20 protein-coding genes are annotated in these 17,581 nt (G+C 32.2%); 11 read left to right on the forward strand and 9 right to left on the reverse strand.

Features of this window, described 5'->3' with window-relative positions; translation table 11 throughout:
• Positions 1-37 precede the first annotated feature (37 nt).
• The 7 genes from UMM65_RS06655 (at position 38) to UMM65_RS06685 (ending at position 6,257) form a co-directional block, all read left to right on the forward strand.
• Entirely contained in the window at positions 38-475 is a 438-nt protein-coding gene (locus UMM65_RS06655; RefSeq protein WP_321975711.1) for a TPM domain-containing protein, read from the forward strand.
• Between the two features lie 55 nt (positions 476-530).
• Positions 531-1,583 carry a 2Fe-2S iron-sulfur cluster-binding protein gene (locus UMM65_RS06660; RefSeq protein WP_321975712.1) on the forward strand — a complete coding sequence of 351 codons (1,053 nt, stop codon included), beginning with the start codon at positions 531-533 and terminating at the stop codon, positions 1,581-1,583.
• 18 nt (positions 1,584-1,601) lie between these two features.
• Complete coding sequence (locus UMM65_RS06665) at positions 1,602-2,276, forward strand: LysE family translocator (RefSeq protein ID WP_321975713.1); 675 nt, start codon at positions 1,602-1,604, stop codon at positions 2,274-2,276.
• A 270-nt stretch (positions 2,277-2,546) separates the two neighbouring features.
• On the forward strand, positions 2,547-4,334 hold the full coding sequence (locus UMM65_RS06670; RefSeq protein ID WP_321975714.1) for a hypothetical protein: 1,788 nt from the start codon (positions 2,547-2,549) through the stop codon (positions 4,332-4,334).
• On the forward strand, positions 4,331-5,167 hold the full coding sequence (locus tag UMM65_RS06675) for a hypothetical protein (RefSeq protein WP_321975715.1): 837 nt from the start codon (positions 4,331-4,333) through the stop codon (positions 5,165-5,167). The genes UMM65_RS06670 and UMM65_RS06675 overlap by 4 nt, the downstream gene beginning before the upstream one ends.
• A gap of 110 nt (positions 5,168-5,277) precedes the next feature.
• Positions 5,278-6,111: a hypothetical protein gene (locus tag UMM65_RS06680; RefSeq protein WP_321975716.1), complete on the forward strand. Its 834-nt coding sequence runs from the start codon at positions 5,278-5,280 to the stop codon at positions 6,109-6,111.
• Complete coding sequence (locus tag UMM65_RS06685; RefSeq protein ID WP_321975717.1) at positions 6,108-6,257, forward strand: hypothetical protein; 150 nt, start codon at positions 6,108-6,110, stop codon at positions 6,255-6,257. Before UMM65_RS06680 ends, UMM65_RS06685 begins: the two co-directional genes overlap by 4 nt.
• 20 nt (positions 6,258-6,277) lie before the next feature.
• On the opposite strand, the gene dut is transcribed toward UMM65_RS06685, so the two are convergent.
• The 4 genes from dut to rplU all read right to left on the reverse strand — a co-directional run bounded on the left by dut (position 6,278) and on the right by rplU (position 9,460).
• Positions 6,278-6,709 (reverse strand): dUTP diphosphatase, encoded by a 432-nt coding sequence (gene dut / locus UMM65_RS06690; protein WP_321975718.1) that lies wholly within the window; start codon positions 6,707-6,709, stop codon positions 6,278-6,280.
• Positions 6,706-8,157, reverse strand: a complete 1,452-nt coding sequence (locus UMM65_RS06695) for a lipopolysaccharide biosynthesis protein (protein ID WP_321975719.1) — start codon at positions 8,155-8,157, stop codon at positions 6,706-6,708. Before UMM65_RS06695 ends, dut begins: the two co-directional genes overlap by 4 nt.
• 291 nt (positions 8,158-8,448) lie before the next feature.
• Positions 8,449-8,709, reverse strand: coding sequence for a 50S ribosomal protein L27 (rpmA, locus tag UMM65_RS06700; protein ID WP_321975720.1), 261 nt, complete (start codon positions 8,707-8,709; stop codon positions 8,449-8,451).
• Between the two features lie 40 nt (positions 8,710-8,749).
• Complete coding sequence (gene rplU / locus UMM65_RS06705) at positions 8,750-9,460, reverse strand: 50S ribosomal protein L21 (protein ID WP_321975801.1); 711 nt, start codon at positions 9,458-9,460, stop codon at positions 8,750-8,752.
• 250 nt (positions 9,461-9,710) lie between these two features.
• Between rplU and UMM65_RS06710 the strand changes: the two genes are divergently transcribed.
• Together UMM65_RS06710 and UMM65_RS06715 are read left to right on the forward strand one after the other, a co-directional pair.
• Entirely contained in the window at positions 9,711-10,091 is a 381-nt protein-coding gene (locus UMM65_RS06710) for a heavy-metal-associated domain-containing protein (protein WP_321975721.1), read from the forward strand.
• A gap of 88 nt (positions 10,092-10,179) precedes the next feature.
• The gene (locus tag UMM65_RS06715) at positions 10,180-10,464 is read left to right on the forward strand and encodes a hypothetical protein (RefSeq protein WP_321975722.1); all 285 of its coding nucleotides are present in this window, start codon (positions 10,180-10,182) and stop codon (positions 10,462-10,464) included.
• A gap of 51 nt (positions 10,465-10,515) precedes the next feature.
• Here UMM65_RS06715 and UMM65_RS06720 read toward each other — a convergent pair whose 3' ends face one another.
• The 5 genes from UMM65_RS06720 to mutY all read right to left on the reverse strand — a co-directional run bounded on the left by UMM65_RS06720 (position 10,516) and on the right by mutY (position 15,302).
• Complete coding sequence (locus UMM65_RS06720; protein ID WP_321975723.1) at positions 10,516-11,577, reverse strand: COX15/CtaA family protein; 1,062 nt, start codon at positions 11,575-11,577, stop codon at positions 10,516-10,518.
• A 121-nt stretch (positions 11,578-11,698) separates the two neighbouring features.
• Positions 11,699-12,265, reverse strand: a complete 567-nt coding sequence (gene gldD, locus UMM65_RS06725; RefSeq protein ID WP_321975724.1) for a gliding motility lipoprotein GldD — start codon at positions 12,263-12,265, stop codon at positions 11,699-11,701.
• Complete coding sequence (locus tag UMM65_RS06730) at positions 12,249-13,565, reverse strand: gliding motility-associated protein GldE (RefSeq protein WP_321975725.1); 1,317 nt, start codon at positions 13,563-13,565, stop codon at positions 12,249-12,251. The genes gldD and UMM65_RS06730 overlap by 17 nt, the downstream gene beginning before the upstream one ends.
• Before the next feature lie 21 nt (positions 13,566-13,586).
• On the reverse strand, positions 13,587-14,039 hold the full coding sequence (locus UMM65_RS06735; RefSeq protein ID WP_321975726.1) for a single-stranded DNA-binding protein: 453 nt from the start codon (positions 14,037-14,039) through the stop codon (positions 13,587-13,589).
• A gap of 225 nt (positions 14,040-14,264) precedes the next feature.
• Positions 14,265-15,302, reverse strand: coding sequence for an A/G-specific adenine glycosylase (gene mutY, locus UMM65_RS06740; protein WP_321975727.1), 1,038 nt, complete (start codon positions 15,300-15,302; stop codon positions 14,265-14,267).
• Positions 15,303-15,448: 146 nt separating this feature from the next.
• Here mutY and UMM65_RS06745 point away from each other — a divergent pair, with 146 nt between their 5' ends.
• Together UMM65_RS06745 and UMM65_RS06750 are read left to right on the forward strand one after the other, a co-directional pair.
• Positions 15,449-15,739 carry an HU family DNA-binding protein gene (locus tag UMM65_RS06745; RefSeq protein WP_117879720.1) on the forward strand — a complete coding sequence of 97 codons (291 nt, stop codon included), beginning with the start codon at positions 15,449-15,451 and terminating at the stop codon, positions 15,737-15,739.
• 264 nt (positions 15,740-16,003) lie between these two features.
• Positions 16,004-17,542, forward strand: a complete 1,539-nt coding sequence (locus UMM65_RS06750; protein WP_321975728.1) for a ribonuclease E/G — start codon at positions 16,004-16,006, stop codon at positions 17,540-17,542.
• Positions 17,543-17,581: the final 39 nt, after the last annotated feature.

The raw sequence follows: 17,581 nt of genomic DNA on the forward strand, positions 1-17,581 counted from the left end.
TTCGTTAATCAATTTCAAAACCTCGTACCTTAAAAATATGTCAAAAGTAGAAGATTTTTTAACTATTAGTCAAGAGCAAGAGATAATTGAAGCTATTCGCTTGGCCGAGCAAAACACTTCAGGGGAAATCCGTGTACATTTAGAAACAACTACTGATAAAGAGCCTTTGGAAAGAGCAAAAGAAGTATTTGCTTTTTTAAAAATGGACCAAACAGCACAACAGAACGGGGTTCTGTTTTACGTAGCTGTTGACGATAAAAAATTCTCAATCTTAGGCGATAAAGGAATTGACGACGCTGTGCCAAACAATTTTTGGGATAGTATTAGAGATATTGTTATAAGCGAATTTAAAAAAGGGAACTACACCCAAGGCTTAAAACAGGGTATTCTAGAGACAGGGCTTAAATTAAAACATTACTTCCCGTATCAAAACAACGACAAAAACGAATTGCCAGATTCTATTTCTTTAAGTTAGGTACATTATTCTACATTGGTTTTATTAACTTTGTTGCTACTCAAAAAAGCAATTAATGTCAACATTTTATAAACTCTCTGTTAAAGAGATTCAACAAGAAACAAAAGATTCAATTTCCATTATTTTTAATATACCTCTAGAGCTTCAAGAAAAATTTAAATTTATTCCCGGGCAATATATAACCATCAAAAAAACATTAGAAGGTAATGAAGTAAGACGTGCCTATTCAATATGTTCTTCTTTGCAAAGTAATATTATAAAAGTCGGGGTAAAGGCAGCTGAAAATGGTTATTTCTCTAAATATGCCGTTAAAGAATTAAAAGTGGGCGATGTATTGGAAGTTTCCAGACCCGAAGGTCGTTTTGACCTTATGCCCAACAGTAAACATAAAAAAAACTATGCGGCTTTTGCAGCTGGTAGTGGTATAACCCCTATTCTATCCATGATTAAATCGGTACTAGAGACAGAAACAGAAAGTCAATTTATATTGATTTATGGGAACAAATCTATTGCGGATGTAATGTTTAAGTCGGAAATCGATGATTTAGCAAATCGTTATCCAACTCATTTTTCTGTGCAATATGTGTACAGTCAATACGAAGAAGAGGGTACACTTTTTGGAAGAATTGATACGGCTGTGCTGAACTTTATTTTAAATAATAAATTTAAAAATTTAAAATTTGATGATTATTTTTTATGTGGACCTGAGCCAATGATAAACTTGATAAAAGAAAATTTATTGGAAAAAGGAGTGGAAGAAAAGAATATTCATTTTGAATTATTTTCCACCAATGTTGACGATAAAATAGGCGATGCCAATATTGAAGGCAGAACTACCGTTAATGTATTATTGGATGATGAGGAACATACCTTTGAAATGGATAGGGGAAAAACTATTTTAGAAGTCGCCCTTAAAAATGGTTTAGACGCTCCTTACTCCTGTCAGGGTGGTATTTGTAGCACGTGTTTGGCTCAAATAACAGAAGGAAACGCAGTTATGGATAAAAACTCTATCTTAACAGACGATGAAATTGAAGATGGTCTTATTTTGACCTGCCAAGCACATCCAACAACACCTACTATAAATATTGATTATGACGATGTGTAAAAAAGATAATACTACTAAATGAATGATATTGTAAATGCAATACCCATCGGTATAGGTCTAGCATTTATGATTGGGCCTGTTTTTTTTGTGCTATTGGAAACCAGTGCCACAAAAGGATTCAGAGCCGCATTGGTTTTTGATATTGGAGTAATTATAGCAGATATTATTTTTATTTACTTTGCATATTTTGGAAGCCGTACATTATTGGAAAAAATCAAGGATGACCCAAGATTATTTTTACTTGGAGGTGGAATTCTATTTGTTTATGGATTGTTGATTTATTTTAAACGACGAAAACCCATTATTACCGATGATGATTTGGTTGTTGTGGAAAAAAATAATTATTTCGGTCTTTTTTTTAAAGGGTTTTTGTTGAATTTTATCAATATTGGCGTACTAGCTTTTTGGTTAGGGATGATTGTGGTCATTAGTCCTAATTTAGAAATGGACGACTCGCGAATTTTCACTTATTTTGCCACAGTTCTCCTAGCTTATTTTGTTACTGACCTGTTAAAAATACTTCTGGCCAAACAATTAAAAAACAAGTTAACACCTTTCGTTATCAGAAAAATTAAAAGAGGTATGGGCGTAGCTTTGATGGTGTTCGGACTTTTTCTTGCTGCCCAAGGCTTATTGCCTGATAAAACCATGCAGAAAATTGATAGTGTAATTGAAAGGGAGATTTCGGATTAACATTTTTGTTACTATCCTTTTTTTAATTTTATTAGTTGATTTTCTAATTAAAGAATCTAATTACGGTCTGAACCGTAATTTGTTACGGTTTCCCGTAATAAATTTTGCGGTAAACCGTAATCAAAAAGTAAAATATTATTTATAGTTTAGCACCAACTAAAATGGAGGGGTCGGAGTTTCTTTTTTTAGTTTGTACTATTTCCTTTCCATTTTATTCCATTTTTTTACTAACCTTGCCTGTCGGCAGACAGGTTTTAAACCTTATCTGTTATGAAAAAGACCCTTAAATTATTTACGCTTTTAGCCCTATTTGTTTTATTGACGAATTGCGAGAAGGAAACTATACTAGAACAGGAAACCCCACCAGTAGCTTCTGAGAGCCCAGCTAAAAATTTAATTGAAACGCTAAATTTTGACGAACTGTCGATTGACAATGAATTTTCTGAAATTTCAACGGCATTTAAAATAGACAAACCTTTTGAGACTGTTAAAAAATCAGGAAAAACGGAAGGTTCCATACATGAAGGTCTGGATATTGATTTTACCTCGGTTAAAAAAATAAGGGATAAGAATGGGGTTTCTTTTACCCTATTAATTAAAAGTGAAGAAAAAGAACCAACCATTTTTGACAATTTGGTTATTGAAAAAAGAAAAGATGGCGAAATCAGGGGCTATTTGATGCGGTACGAATATTCCAAGAATTATTTAGAAAGTTTTAGAAAAGGCATTTTACTTCCTTTTGAAGGTAAAATAAAAAGAACACTATATAGTAAGGATATAAAAGCGTTAAAAAAACTACTTAACAAAGCAAGAAAAGGTGTTACCAAAAAAATTGTAATTTGTACAGAAACATCGGTTCTGTTCAAGACTAGATGTCCTTATGGAGGGGGACATCTAACTGGAACATATTGCCATGTTTATGGAAAAGAGTGGGATGTTTATCGTAGTGGAAGCTATACTTTATGTCGATCTTCAGGATTCGGTTATTCTAATAGTTGGAGCGTAAGCCCATACTCATCTGGGCATCCAGATACAGGGCAGCCTTATACGGGACCATTTAATAATACACCTACGACACCCAACGCACCTTCAACTTATGATAGTGTAGAAGATATACAAAGTTTTATAAAAGAATATTCATTAACAGGAGCGGCGATAGAATGGGCCAGATATAGAGAAAATAGAAATTTAATTATAGATTTTAGAGAGGAAAATGGTTATAGTACGGAATCGAAGAATTTCGTTGAAAATGCTATGAAAATTATAAACAACAAAAGCTTAACAACATCACAAAAACTTGAACAATTTAGGGCAGCATACAATACTTTTGACCCAAAATTACCACAAGATGCTACTCAAGATGATTATGAGGCAAAAATTCGTGGATATGCTAATTATTTCAAACGAAGAGGTAATCAAGAGTTTGCAGATTATTTGACCAGCTTACTCCCTCTAGATAGTGATTATTCTAAAGAAGATTTTGAGGCTTTATATGAAACTATTAAAGAACAAAAACTAAATTATTTCTATGAGTTATTGTCAGAGATAGGGTTAGCAACTTTTGATGCTTTTGAACCTGTTATTGAGATGGCTCTTTGGGAAGTTGGCGGTGGTTTGGCACTTAAAGTTTTGAATAAGTTGCCTGTAAAGTATTTGACTACCCCTATTAAAAATGTAATTACTAGACTTAAAACTCCTAGTTCAACAGCTTTTTCGAAGTTAAAACAAGCTAAAAAATATGGTGTAAAATCGTATGCAGAACTGGAAAAAGTACTTAAAGACTTAGGTATTAAAAGATCTTTGGAAAAAATTGATATTCACCATTTATTTGAGCAACGTTTTAAATCTGTAATAGGGGGTAGCACTAGTAGTTGGAAATCAATAGTTTTAACAAAAGCAGAACATCAAATATTTACTAATGCTTGGAGAAAAGAAATAGGTTATATTTCAGATAATGTTTTATTAAACACGTCAAATGCTACAAAGCAACAAATACTAGATGCTGCCAAAAGAGTATATAAAGACTATCCAGAAATTTTAAAAGCTTTAGGACTATGATAAAATACCATAGAATTCATTCTTACTGGACTGATAAAGATGTTAAATATTTGTCAGATCATAATATTAAAATTGAAACTGGATATGATTCTTTTGATTTGCCAGAAGATAATAAATATTTAATTTTAAAGAACGATAATTTTGGGCGAAACAAGAATGAAATTATTTCTAAAAAGTTAATTATATCGGACTCAATAATTGGTATTATTTTTTCTACTGAGGAGCTTAAAAAGGCTAGTAATTATGTTTTAACAGGATTCGGAAAACCTTTAGGTTTTCCTTTGCCTAGGGACTCTTACATGGATAAAGTATATGAAAATTATTGTAAATCATGTCATATCCGTGAAAATCAAAATACCCCGTTTCAAATAGCAACCCCGAGATTGTCAAAAAAGCAAGTCAACTTTTCATTGAATTGGGTGTTTGATGCTATGTTTTTTAAAAAAGAATTTTTTTTAGAAGTATTAAAACCTTTGGGTTTAAAATCTATAAATGTAATTCTAAATAAAACTGGGAAAGTTTCCGAAGATATTGTTCAATTGGATATACCCGTTGCTAAAAGCAAATTATTAATTGACGGTACTGCTTATGATACTGAGAAAGCATGTAGTGCTTGTGGTATTAAAAAATACTCTCAACAAACATTGGATATTTTTCCGAAATTTGAAAGAGATTTTGATTTTTTAATTTGCAAAACCCAAGAGTTTTTTGGAGAAAGGGAAACAGAAATGGCGTATCGACGTATAATAATATCAAAAGAATTTTGCGATGTTCTATTAGGAAATAAAGTTATAAGATTTAATTCTTTTAATCTAATTCCAATGGAGTCATGAAATATTGATTTTAATTCTAGTGTTTATAGTTTCTTTTAAAATGAATTTTATTAACTCTAAAAAAGCATAATATACAAAGACTATCCAGAAATCATAAAAGCATTAGGATTATGACAAAATTATATTATTTTTATGCCAAATGGAGAAAAAAGGATGTGAGTTTTTTTAGTAATTTAGGAATTGATATTGAGCAAGGATATTATTCTTTTACAATCGAAGAAGGTGATGTTTATGATAAAATAATTAAGTATTATTTTAGAAAAGATTTATTTAATGTAGTTAAACCTAAAGAATTTTCGACTTTTCTAGCAAGAGTAGATTTCACCAAAGAAGAATTGAACGCCTCAAGATTATATGCATTGACTAATTTCGGAGCTCCTACAGGTTTTCCGTTGCCAAAAGACTCTTTCATGGATAAAGTGTATGAAAGTTATTGTAAACCATGTCATATCTACAAAAATCAAATTAATCCATTTCAAATAGCAACCCCGAAATTGTCAAAAAAGCAAGTCAACTTTTCATTGAATTGGGTGTTTGATGCTATGTTTTTTAAAAAAGAATTTTTTTTAGAAGTATTAAAACCTTTAGGTTTGAATTCTATAAATGTAATTCTAAATAAAACTGGGAAAGTTTCCGAAGATATTGTTCAATTGGATATACCCGTTGCTAAAAGCAAATTATTAATTGACGGTACTGCTTATGATACTGAGAAAGCATGTAGTGCTTGTGGTATTAAAAAATACTCTCAACAAACATTGGATATTTTTCCGAAATTTGAAAGAGATTTTGATTTTTTAATTTGCAAAACCCAAGAGTTTTTTGGCGAAAGCGATACGCAATCAGCTTTTAAAAGGGTTGTTATATCAAAAAAGTTGTGTATTATTTTAATAAAGTATAATCTTATTGAGTTCAATTCGCGTAATCTAATTCCAATGGAGTCATGAAAATAGTAATTTTAATTCTAGTGTTTATAGTTTCTTTTGGAATAGCTTTTATGAATTATAAAAACAAAAAGAAATCTAAAGAAATTAGAGATAAAATGAAAAGAAAATCAGATGAAGCAAAAAATAAAAAAAGTAAAAACCGTTAATTTTTTATCTAACTTAATATCTAAACCCCAGTACTGCCAAAACCACCAGCTCCGCGTTTAGTTTCATCCAAAACCTTAACTTCTTCCCATTTTGCTTGGGTATATTGTGCAATAATCAATTGAGCAATCCGCTCTCCATCATTAACAATAAAATCTTTGTTAGACAGATTAACTAAAATAACGCCTATTTCTCCACGGTAATCAGCATCAATAGTGCCTGGTGCGTTCAGTACCGTTATTCCTTTTTTTGCAGCCAGTCCACTTCTGGGCCTAACTTGTGCTTCATAGCCTACAGGTAAAGCAATAAAAAGCCCTGTTTTTATAATGGCCCTGCCCAATGGCTTTAAGGTAATTTGTTCGTTTAAATTTGCTCTAAGATCCATTCCCGCCGAAGCTGAAGTTTCATAATTGGGTAATAGATGCTTCGACTTATTAATAATTTTTACAATCATTTTTTTAAGATGGTTTTAATTTCGTTTTTCTCGTTTATTAATATAAAAGTTAAAAATGCAAGCACAAACAGCGTGGATATATAATAATTATCCTTAAATTGATAATAAGATAGTATTGATAACCCAAATGAAAGTACAACATAAAGCAGTACTTTATTCATTTTATAAGGGACGTTATAATACTTTTTACCATAAAAATAGGAAATTAAAGTCATGCTTGCATAAGCAATCAATGTTGCCCAAGCCGATGCCATAAAGCCGTATTTAGGAATAAAAATAATATTTAATACTATAGTTATTATTGCCCCAATAATTGAAAAATACATGCCATATTTTGTTTTATCGGTCAATTTATACCAAACCGATAAGTTATTGTAAACGCCCAATAATAGATTGGCCAACAAAATAATCGGAACAATGGCTAATGCTCCAAAATATTCTTTAGCTATTATGAAACTTGCAAGAAAATCAATATAAACAACTACAAGCAACATGAAAAGTGCTCCAATAATAGTAAACCAAGTTAAGATTTTTGCATAATTCTCCTTGGCATTTGCTTTTTCAGCTTGATTAAAAAAGTAGGGTTCTGCACCCAGTTTGAAGGCGGTAATATATAAGGTCATAAAAACGCCTAATTTATAACAAGCGGCATAAATGCCCATTTGGTCTTTACCGATTATATCGCCTAATAAAAGTTTATCTAAATTTTCATTGGTTACATACGCTAAGCCGCCAATCATGATGGGAATACCATAAGCCAACATTTTTTGCAGTATTTTTTTATCAAAATCAAAACCGAATTTAAACATTGATGGTAATAATAATATAAACGTAACAAAACTGGCAATTAAATTGGCTATAAAAATAAATACTACCGTTGGCGTAGATTGATAAAAATCAACAATAGATGATGGTAAAGCAATATTATTTTTTATAGCATGGGGTATAAACCATAAAAAGAACAGGTTGAAAAACGCATAAATAAGAATATTAGCTATTCTGTAAAATGCAAATTTTATGGGTTTGTTCGTGACTCTCAAATAGGCGTAGGGTATAACAACAAGTAAATCAAAAGCAGTGACAAAAGTTAATATTTTTAAATGTAGTGGATTGTCGAAACCAAGTAATTGCGATAATTGAGTATTGAAAGTCAATAAAATAATTAAGAATAAGACTGTTGATGTGATTAAGGTAATAAACGAAGTAGAAACTATTTTGCCTTTTTCCATTTCTTTTGAAAAGAACCTAAAAAAGGCGGTTTCCAATCCAAAAGTTAAAAATGCTATGAAATAGGCAGCAAAAACGAAATACCAAGTGTTTTCGGCAAATTTATCGGTTTCTAGCTTTTCTGTATGGAGTTTTGTTAAAAGTATATTGATAGCTTTGGGCAATACTGCCGCAACTCCGTATATAATTGTGTCTTTAAAAAAGCGTTGTAAAGAGCTCAATGTTTTTGGTTAATGGTTATATTTGGTTAATAAGAGGTTTATTAATACCTAATTGAGCATAAAACACACCCCTAACCCCTCTCAAGAGGGGAACTCGTACTTGGAACTCAAAACTTGAAGTTCTCAATTTTTCGTACCTTGTACCTCTAGCCTCGTACCTTTTTGCCCTAATACTTAATTCTCTGTACTTAATACTAATAAACTTACGAATGTAAAAAAGTTATTCCGTTTTAAAAAATAAAAAACCCTCACCAAAATGGCAAGGGTTTGTATAATGTATCAACTTAAATGTTAGGCTTCTATCGGATCAATAGAAACATAAGATCTATTATCTTTTTTCTTCGTAAATTTTACAATACCGTCAACTTGTGCGTGTAAAGTATGGTCTTTGCCCATATATACGTTTTCGCCCGGGTGATGCTTTGTACCTCTTTGACGAACAATTATATTGCCCGCAATAGCACCTTGACCACCAAAAATTTTAACGCCAAGTCGTTTCGATTCTGATTCCCTTCCGTTTTTAGAACTACCTACACCTTTTTTATGTGCCATGATCTATAGTTTTAATATTTAAATAATTTTTTTCCGGGTATTATTCTTCAATACCACCTTTGGTTTCGTCTTGCCATTTTTTTAGCTCGTCCCAATTACCTTCAGCAGCCATTTTAGCTTGCTTAGGCCATGAACCAGGATTTTTAGAAGCATACCTTGAACCTGCACCTTCTAAAATAGCCTTTAATTCTTTTTGAGAAGCTTTTGCTAATTTAGCAAAAGTATCAATACCAGCCTCAGCAAAAATTTCCGCAATTTTTGGACCAATACCTTCTATCTTTTTTAAATCATCAGCAGTAGCCGTTTTTACAGGAGCTTTTTTAGCCGCTGGTTTAGGAGCTGCTGCTACTTTAGGTTTAGCTTCTTTTTTAGGTTCAGCCTTTTTAGTCCCGACGCTTCGGGATTCCTTTTTTGGTTCTTCCTTTTTAGCTTTTTTAGCACCGCTTGCCACTATGGTTTCAATCTGAATTTCAGATAAATATTGGCGGTGTCCGTTTTTTACTTTGTAACCTTTTCTACGTTTTTTCTTAAAAACGATTACTTTGTCACCTTTTAGGTGCTTAAGGATTTTAGCAGTTACTGCTGCACCTTCTATAGCCGGGGCACCTAGGGTTACTTTACCATCATCCAATAAAAGAACATTGTCAAAAGTAACTTTTGACCCTTCTTTGTCTTGTAAACGATGTACAAATACCTTCTGGTTTTTAGCAACTTTAAATTGCTGCCCTGCTATCTCTACAATTGCGTACATATAATTAATGTTTTTATAAAAACCCATTTATAGGGTTTTACTTATTTGAAAATGAGCCTGCTTCGCAGCAAGCGGGTGCAAATATACTTCAATTTTGTAAATAATCAAGAAGTGGAGTACAAATTTTATTAAGTATTTGAATTCATCTATTTTTTAAGTAAAATTTTAGCCTTAACGGATTTAATTTTAAGATAACATTATATAAGCGGTGCTGATTTTTTCATTAATTTTACCGCTAAAATAAATAATAATGAAAATTTTAAAAGCTGTAATATTCCTTATTAGCATAGGTGTACTATTTTCTTGTGATAAAAACTCTAAAACGGATGGGGCAAAAAATGCTGATATTATTCAAAAATCCGATAGCGATTCTGAGAAAATAGTTGCAAATTTTGAGAAGGTTTCTTTAAAAATTGACGGAATGACATGTGAAATTGGTTGTGCAAGAACCATTCAATCTAAACTTTCCAAGGCAAATGGCGTTAAATTTGCCGAGGTAAATTTTGAAGATAAAACAGGAATAGTTGAATTTGACTCTAATAAAATATCTGAAAATCAGATAGTTAAAATTGTTGAAGAAATTGCGGGAGGTGACCTGTACAAAGTGGAAGGTGTTAAAAAATCCGAATAAAAAAAACGAAAAAAAACTTTTGTTCATGTAAAATATAATTAGTTATTTTGCGTTTCGTTAACGTATTAAAAAACTAAATTTAAAACAAATGAAATTAATTAAAGGATTATTCGCAATTGTACTAGTAAGTTTAATTGCTGTTTCTTGTAAAGAAGCAAAAGACAAGACTGACGAGGCTATTGATAAAGTAGAGGAGACAGCAAACGACGTAAAAGAATCTGCTGAAGAGGCGGTTGAAGACGTAAAAGACACAGCTGAAGAAGCTGTTGATTCAGTAAAAGCTAAAGCTGAGGACTTAAAAGAATCTGCTGATAACGCAGTAGAGGCTGTTAAGGAAAAAGTTGAAGAGGTTAAAGAAGAAGCTAAAAGCTAATTTTTTAAAAACAAAACACTATTTAAAGGCTTCCGATTCGGAAGCCTTTTTTTATACTTTATTTTTACTTCTCATTGAAAAGTAAAAAAAGAATAAACTAATAAAGAAAAGCAAACCTACCAATTGATGCAGCACTCCATAAACCAAAGGAATGCCCGGCTTTATATTTAAAACAGTAATTATTCCCAATACAAGCTGTAAGAAAATTAAAAGTGTAATTGTATTTAACCAAAATTGTGAAATTCTAGAAACGGCTTTCCTGTATTTGTAAAATAAATACACGGTCAGGGCAACTAATAAATAAGCAAATAAGCGATGTGTAAATTGTACCAATGCCGGGGCAAAAGTGAAAGTGTCGTAATTAGTAAGGTTGATTAACTTCCAATTGTCTGCTTCTTGCAATACTTCAGGTAAAAAATACCCGTTCATATCTGGCCATGTTGGATAATATAAACCTGCTTTCATGCCTGCCATTAATCCCGCAAATATCATTTGAACGAAAGTAACTAGAATTATAATTGGCAAAAGGGGACTATTTTTTTTGCGAGAAGTATCTTTATAGTTATAGACATCTGCAATGGTCTTTACCATAAATGCAATGCTAATTAATGCTAAAATAAAGTGCAATGTTAGTTTATAGGCATTTACCCAAGGCCTGTTTATCAACCCACTTTTTACCATAATCCATCCTGCCGAAGCAGTTAGTGCAGCAAATACCACAACAAGAAGCAATCTCTTTATTAAATAAAAATTAATTTTTTTCCTAATTATGAATATCACAAAAGGAATAAGAAAAATAAAGCCTAAAATTCTGACCCAAAGCCTGTGAAAATACTCCCAGAAATAAATAAATTTAAAGTCGGAAAGATCAAAATGCGAGTTTATTTTACGGTATTGAGGGGTTTCTTTGTAAAGGTTAAAAGCCTCCTGCCATTGCTCAGCATTAAGCGGCGGGATTGTTCCACTAATAATATCCCAACGAGTAATTGACAATCCAGAACCGGTTAACCTAGTAATGCCACCAAGCACAACCTGACCTATAAGCATAACCAAACCTATAATTAGCCAAATTCTAATTGTCTTTGTGTATTTATATTTTTTAATTGCAGTCAATTTTAAAATCTTTTACTATTATTTGCTCTCGCTAAACGAAGTTTAAATTACCTCCCCTTCGGGGGGCGGAATTGCATTTTTGCAATTCTGGTTGGGGGAAACTAAAAATTTTAAGAAATTTTTAGTTCCAATTTAGGGTTTCCATAATGTGTTCTATATCTTTCTCAATATGTTTTACCGCTGGCAAAATGGAATCGTAATTTGGTTTTGCCTCAAAATACAATGCTCCGGTAATAAAGTGTTTCGTGCTGTCAGTTATGTGGAATTGTAAAAGTGAAGCTGCGTTGCCAATTACTTCTCGCAAAGCTCCATATTTTTTGGAATTAATGTTTTCATAATCTTTAGAGATGATATTGTCAGCTTTTATAGTATGATTATATGTCAATTTTTCTGCTTCTCTCAATAATTCAGACAGGTTGTTCTCTACCGATCTGTAAGTAATGTTTAGTGACGCTTTTAGTTTTGGATATTTTATGTTGACCCAACATCTTTCGTTAAAATCGGCTTGAGCACCCTCGGGTATCTCAAATTCATAAGGGCAATCGGTTGATATTGCTTTATAATTGGCATCACTGTAGGCCAAACGCAAAAAGGCTTTTGGTTTTGGTAAATATTCCTCATTGGAGCATGAGGTAAGTATAGTTATTGTTAATGTTAAAAGAATTATACTTTTAATCTGTGGTAACATTTTGTACATCAGGTTTTGTTACTTTTATTTGTTTAATACGTTTTTTGTCTAATACCTCTATCTTAAATTTATAATCATTAAAGATAATTTGCTCGTTTAATTGAGGGAATTTTTCGTTTATTTCCAATATAAATCCTGCCAATGTTTCAGCCTCACCTTTGTTTTCTTCAAAAATAGAGTCATCTACCTTTAACACTTTATAAAAATCTTTTAAAGCGATTTTCCCTTCAAACACATAATTATTGATGTCGAGTTTAGAATAATTTAAATCGTTATCATCAAACTCGTCGCTAATATCGCCGACAATTTCCTCAATAACATCTTCTAAGGTTACAATGCCCGAGGTGCCACCATATTCGTCAACTACTATTGCTAGGTGATTTTTCATTTCTTGAAATTCTCTTAACAAATCATCTAGCTTTTTGTTTTCAGGCACAAAAAAAGGTTGACGGATTACTTTTTTCCAGTTAAATGTCTTTTTATTGAGATGCGGCAATAAGTCTTTAGAGTAAAGAATGCCAGTAATTTCGTCAATATTTTCTTCGTAAACTGGAATTCTGGAGTGCCCATTTTTGATGATTTTAGCAACTACGTCGGTAAAACTGTCACTTTCGGGCAAAGCAAAAACATCTGTTCTTGGGCACATAACATGTACTGTTTCCGTATTTCCGAAAGTTACTATACCCTGTAAAATTTTCTGTTCTTGTTTAGAGGAACCTTCCTCTGAAGTTAGTTCAAGAGCTTGAGATAGTGTTTCTACCGAGAAGTCCGAATTTTTTTTGCCTAGCCTTTTTTCTATAATACTGGTAAAATTTAACAAAGGAACGCTTAATGGGGTAAGCAACACGCTTAAAATGTTAATTGGTGTTACCATCAATGAGGCAAATTTTAAGGCATTTCTGTTGGCGTAAACTTTGGGCAGCACTTCGCCAAAGAGTAAAATTAAAAAGGTTACCAAAATTACCTCTAGTAAAAACCGAATCCCTAAATTGGTAATACCACTAAAGAAAAAATCGCCCAAATAGGCAAATAGCAATACTATTAAAATATTGATAAAGTTATTGGTAATTAATATGGTGGCCAGTAATTTTTTTGGACGCTCCAATAACGCAGAAACCAAAACTGTTTTCTTAGAATCTTCAGCTTCATTTAAAGCTGTTTTTGACAATGAAAAAAAGGCAACCTCTGATCCGGAAACCAATGCCGATATTAGTAGTAAGGAAAAAAGAGCAATTATTCCGATGGAAAATGACCAATCAATGGTTGTTAAGATAAATAAACTCGCGGGTTCGGGATCCAATATTAAATGGTTTAATTAAACTTAAAAAGGTAAATCGTCATCAATTTCCTTTGGAGCTTCATCACTTTTTGGCCGTGAAGTTTGATTAGCTGATGAGGTGGATGATGCGTTTTTAGATTGGCTACTTTCTAAATCTTTTTTAGTATTTAAAAATTGAACATCCAAAGCGTGAATTTCAGTAGTATATCTTTTATTGCCGCTCTGATCGTCCCATTGACGGGTTTTAATCCGACCTTCTACATACACATTATCTCCTTTGCTCAAATATTTTTCGCAAATTTCAGCCAATTTGTTTCTGACCACAATATTGTGCCATTCTGTGGTGGTTACTCTCTCGCTAGTTTGTCTGTTCGTATAAACTTCATTAGTTGCAATTGGAAATCTACCAATTGAGTTGCCTCCATCAAAATAGTGCATTTTAACTTCATCCCCCAAATTTCCGATCAACATTACTTTATTTAACGTACCTGCCATGATAATAGAATTGTGTGTCAAAGATAATGAAAATATAGATGAACTGATTTAAACTTTTTCCATTTGCTAAAAAATTGTTCTTTTTTGCCCACTTTTTGTCTTTTTTCAGTTCCATAGCCCTACTATACAACTCAAAAAAGCCTTCAATTGGTCAAAAAATTACTAATTTTCGCTAAAACGCGAAAAGTTTAAATCAGTTCAATCTTAAAATAAAGAATTGGAAAGTTAAAAGTATGCGTCGGCAAATTTGTGAATTAGTATAGGTACGGGGTATTTTTCAAAATCGCTAATTGAAATGCTGTTATCAATTTCTTCATCCGAATTTATCACCCAAAATTTTACTGATAGATGTTGATGCGTTAATTTATGTATAATAGGAATTTCGTTAAATAACGAGATGTTGCTTGTGTTAGCATTTACAGTTCGATGAAATTCGTCAATATTTATTAACTCTTTTATGTCAATTTCTTTAGAAGTTTCGATCAATGGAAATTGGTACAAGTTTTTCCAAATACCATTACCTGTACGTTGATTGAGTATAATACCATTGTTTTTGTCGATTACCACCAAATAATTAAAAAATCGGTTTCTAACTTTTACTTTTCTATTCTTGAAAGGTAAATCGTTAATTTCATTCTTTGCTAAAGCTTTGCAAGAATTTTGAAAAGGACAAACAGAGCAATCGGGATTTTTAGGTTTGCACTGTGTGGCCCCAAATTCCATAATGGCCTGGTTAAATGTTGCTGGATCTTTGTCATCCAACAGTTCTTGAGCCAGTTTTTTAAAGATTTTAACACCTTCTGTACTGTTAATAGCAGTTTCAATTCCAAAATAGCGAGCTAAAACTCGGTAAACATTACCATCTACAACAGCACATGGCTCGTTATAACAAATAGATGCAATGGCAGATGCGGTATAATCACCAACGCCTTTAAGTTTTAAAAGATCTTTATAGGTGTTTGGAAATTTTCCACCTAACTCATCAACTATATAGCGAGCTGAGAAATGAAGATTTCTAGCCCTTGAATAATACCCTAAACCTTGCCACAAGTTAAGCACTGCCTTTTCATCAGCTTTAGCGAGATGGAAAACGGTTGGAAAAGAGGTAATAAATTTTTCGTAATAGGTTAAACCTTGGTTAACTCGGGTCTGTTGTAAAATAATTTCAGATAGCCATATACAATACGGATCTTCGGTTTTACGCCAAGGTAGGTCTCGCTTATTTTGTAAATACCAGTTAATTAATACCTTAGAAAAATCCATAGTTTGAAGCAGCTCATCATTAAAACACGCAAAATTAAGGTTTTATCTCGTTAAATTTTAACAGATTGGCTAGTTAAAATTGATTTATTGTTTTATCTTTGCGACCCTAAAAAATACACTTATAACAATAATAAAATAAATTTAGCATGACAAAAGCAGAGATTGTAGCCAGTATTTCGGAAAAATCTGGTATTGAAAAGGTTGATGTATTAAGAGTGGTCGAAGACTTTATGAAAGAAGTAAAAGATTCGCTTGAAAATGACGAAAATGTTTATTTAAGAGGTTTCGGAAGCTTTATTATTAAAACTAGAGCCGAAAAAACCGGAAGAAATATTTCTAAAAATACCACAATCAAAATTCCGGCACATAACATTCCATCTTTTAAACCAGCTAAAGTTTTTGTAGAGGGTGTAAAAAAGAATGTACCGGTAAAATAAGTATTCACAATAAAAACAGATATAGATTATGCCAAGTGGTAAAAAAAGAAAACGCAGTAAAATATCTACTCACAAGCGTAAAAAAAGAAGTAGACAAAATAGGCATAAAAAGAAAAAATAGCTTAAGCTATTTTTTCTTTTGTTAGCACAAATCGTTCTTTGAAAAAGAAATTTGCAAAAACAAATTTCATCGGGTTATTTAACTCGTAAACATTTTTTTAATCCTTCTGTACCATTGTGGTGCGGATACAAAACTTATACAGAGTGAAAACAGAATTAATTATTAGATCAACTTCCTCTGATATAGATTTTGCCTTATTAAAAAATGGCAGACTTAATGAGTTACACAAAGAAACAAACGACAACAATTTTCATGTAGGCGATATATTTTTAGCCAAAATTAAAAAAACGTTGTCAGGCTTAAATGCAGCTTTTGTAAATGTAGGCAGTGAAAAAGATGCCTTTTTACACTATCATGATTTAGGACCGCAATTGTTATCTTTAACTAAGTACATTAAGTTGGTAAGCACGGGTAAACTAAAAGATTACACTTTAAAAGATTTCCATTTAGAAAAAGACATAAACAAGAATGGAGCTATTGACCAAGTTATAAAAGCTGGTCAAAATTTATTGGTACAAGTTGTTAAAGAACCAATATCAACCAAAGGGCCTCGTATAAGTTCTGAACTTTCAATTGCCGGTAGATATTTGGTGCTGGTACCTTTTTCCGATAGGGTTTCGGTGTCGCAAAAGATATCGAACAATAAGGAAAAAGCAAGGTTGAAACGACTTGCAAAAAGTATTAAGCCCAAAGGCTTTGGCGTTATTTTAAGAACGGTTGCCGAGGGGATCAAAGTTGCCGAACTGGATAAAGATTTGCAAAATTCTTTACAACGCTGGGTAAACTTAAGCAAACAATTGCCAAGGGCTCAAGCTCCGGCAAAAGTGCTATCTGAATTAAACAGGGCTTCTTCTATTCTTAGGGATATTTTTGATGACTCATTTACAAGTATTGTAACAGACGATGCTCAGTTATACGAAGAGCTCAAGGAATATTTAGAAGTAATTGCTCCTAAAAAAGTTTCAATAGTTAAACTTTACAGATCAAAGTTGCCGATTTTTGAAAAATACGGTATAGAGAAACAAATTAAAACAGCATTTGGTAAGACAGTGTCAATGCCAAAAGGAGCATATTTAGTAATAGAACATACCGAAGCGTTACACGTAATTGACGTAAATAGCGGTAATCGTTCAAATAAAGCAAATTCACAGGCCGATACGGCATTAGAAGTAAATTTAATTGCAGCATCGGAAATAGCACGTCAGTTACAATTGCGTGATATGGGCGGAATTATTGTGGTAGATTTTATAGACATGCACACCGCAAGTCATAGACAAAAATTGTTTGATCATCTAAAAAATGAGATGAAATCTAACAGAACAAAACACAAAATTTTGCCACCGAGTAAATTTGGTCTGGTACAAATTACCAGACAACGTGTAAGACCAGAAATGGTCATTAAAACGCAAGAAGAAAATCCAAACGTAAATGGCGAGGTTGAGGCTCCCATCGTTTTGGTAGATAAAATTGAAAATCATTTGGAAAGGATTATAGGTAAATCTAAAAAAGGACTGACGCTTCATGCACATTCTTTTGTAGAATCTTATCTTAAAAAGGGGATGCCCTCAATTCAACAAAAATGGTTTTTTAAATATAAAAAGTGGATCAAAGTTATACCAAGAGATGCTTACCAATATCTTGAATATCATTTTTTCGATAAAGATGGTAATGAGATAAAATAAGGTAGTATTATATCATAAAAAACCTATGGTTGTGGTAAT

This window comes from Aureibaculum koreense, assembly GCF_034296135.1.
Lineage (GTDB): Bacteria > Bacteroidota > Bacteroidia > Flavobacteriales > Flavobacteriaceae > Aureibaculum.

Coding starts and splice junctions, on each gene's coding strand:
- UMM65_RS06655 (WP_321975711.1), top strand. CDS start 38: ATGTCAAAAGTAGAAGATTTTTTAACTATTAGTCAAGAGCAAGAGATA.
- UMM65_RS06660 (WP_321975712.1), top strand. CDS start 531: ATGTCAACATTTTATAAACTCTCTGTTAAAGAGATTCAACAAGAAACA.
- UMM65_RS06665 (WP_321975713.1), top strand. CDS start 1,602: ATGAATGATATTGTAAATGCAATACCCATCGGTATAGGTCTAGCATTT.
- UMM65_RS06670 (WP_321975714.1), top strand. CDS start 2,547: ATGAAAAAGACCCTTAAATTATTTACGCTTTTAGCCCTATTTGTTTTA.
- UMM65_RS06675 (WP_321975715.1), top strand. CDS start 4,331: ATGATAAAATACCATAGAATTCATTCTTACTGGACTGATAAAGATGTT.
- UMM65_RS06680 (WP_321975716.1), top strand. CDS start 5,278: ATGACAAAATTATATTATTTTTATGCCAAATGGAGAAAAAAGGATGTG.
- UMM65_RS06685 (WP_321975717.1), top strand. CDS start 6,108: ATGAAAATAGTAATTTTAATTCTAGTGTTTATAGTTTCTTTTGGAATA.
- dut (WP_321975718.1), bottom strand. CDS start 6,709: ATGATTGTAAAAATTATTAATAAGTCGAAGCATCTATTACCCAATTAT.
- rpmA (WP_321975720.1), bottom strand. CDS start 8,709: ATGGCACATAAAAAAGGTGTAGGTAGTTCTAAAAACGGAAGGGAATCA.
- rplU (WP_321975801.1), bottom strand. CDS start 9,460: ATGTACGCAATTGTAGAGATAGCAGGGCAGCAATTTAAAGTTGCTAAA.
- UMM65_RS06710 (WP_321975721.1), top strand. CDS start 9,711: ATGAAAATTTTAAAAGCTGTAATATTCCTTATTAGCATAGGTGTACTA.
- UMM65_RS06715 (WP_321975722.1), top strand. CDS start 10,180: ATGAAATTAATTAAAGGATTATTCGCAATTGTACTAGTAAGTTTAATT.
- gldD (WP_321975724.1), bottom strand. CDS start 12,265: ATGTTACCACAGATTAAAAGTATAATTCTTTTAACATTAACAATAACT.
- UMM65_RS06735 (WP_321975726.1), bottom strand. CDS start 14,039: ATGGCAGGTACGTTAAATAAAGTAATGTTGATCGGAAATTTGGGGGAT.
- mutY (WP_321975727.1), bottom strand. CDS start 15,302: ATGGATTTTTCTAAGGTATTAATTAACTGGTATTTACAAAATAAGCGA.
- UMM65_RS06745 (WP_117879720.1), top strand. CDS start 15,449: ATGACAAAAGCAGAGATTGTAGCCAGTATTTCGGAAAAATCTGGTATT.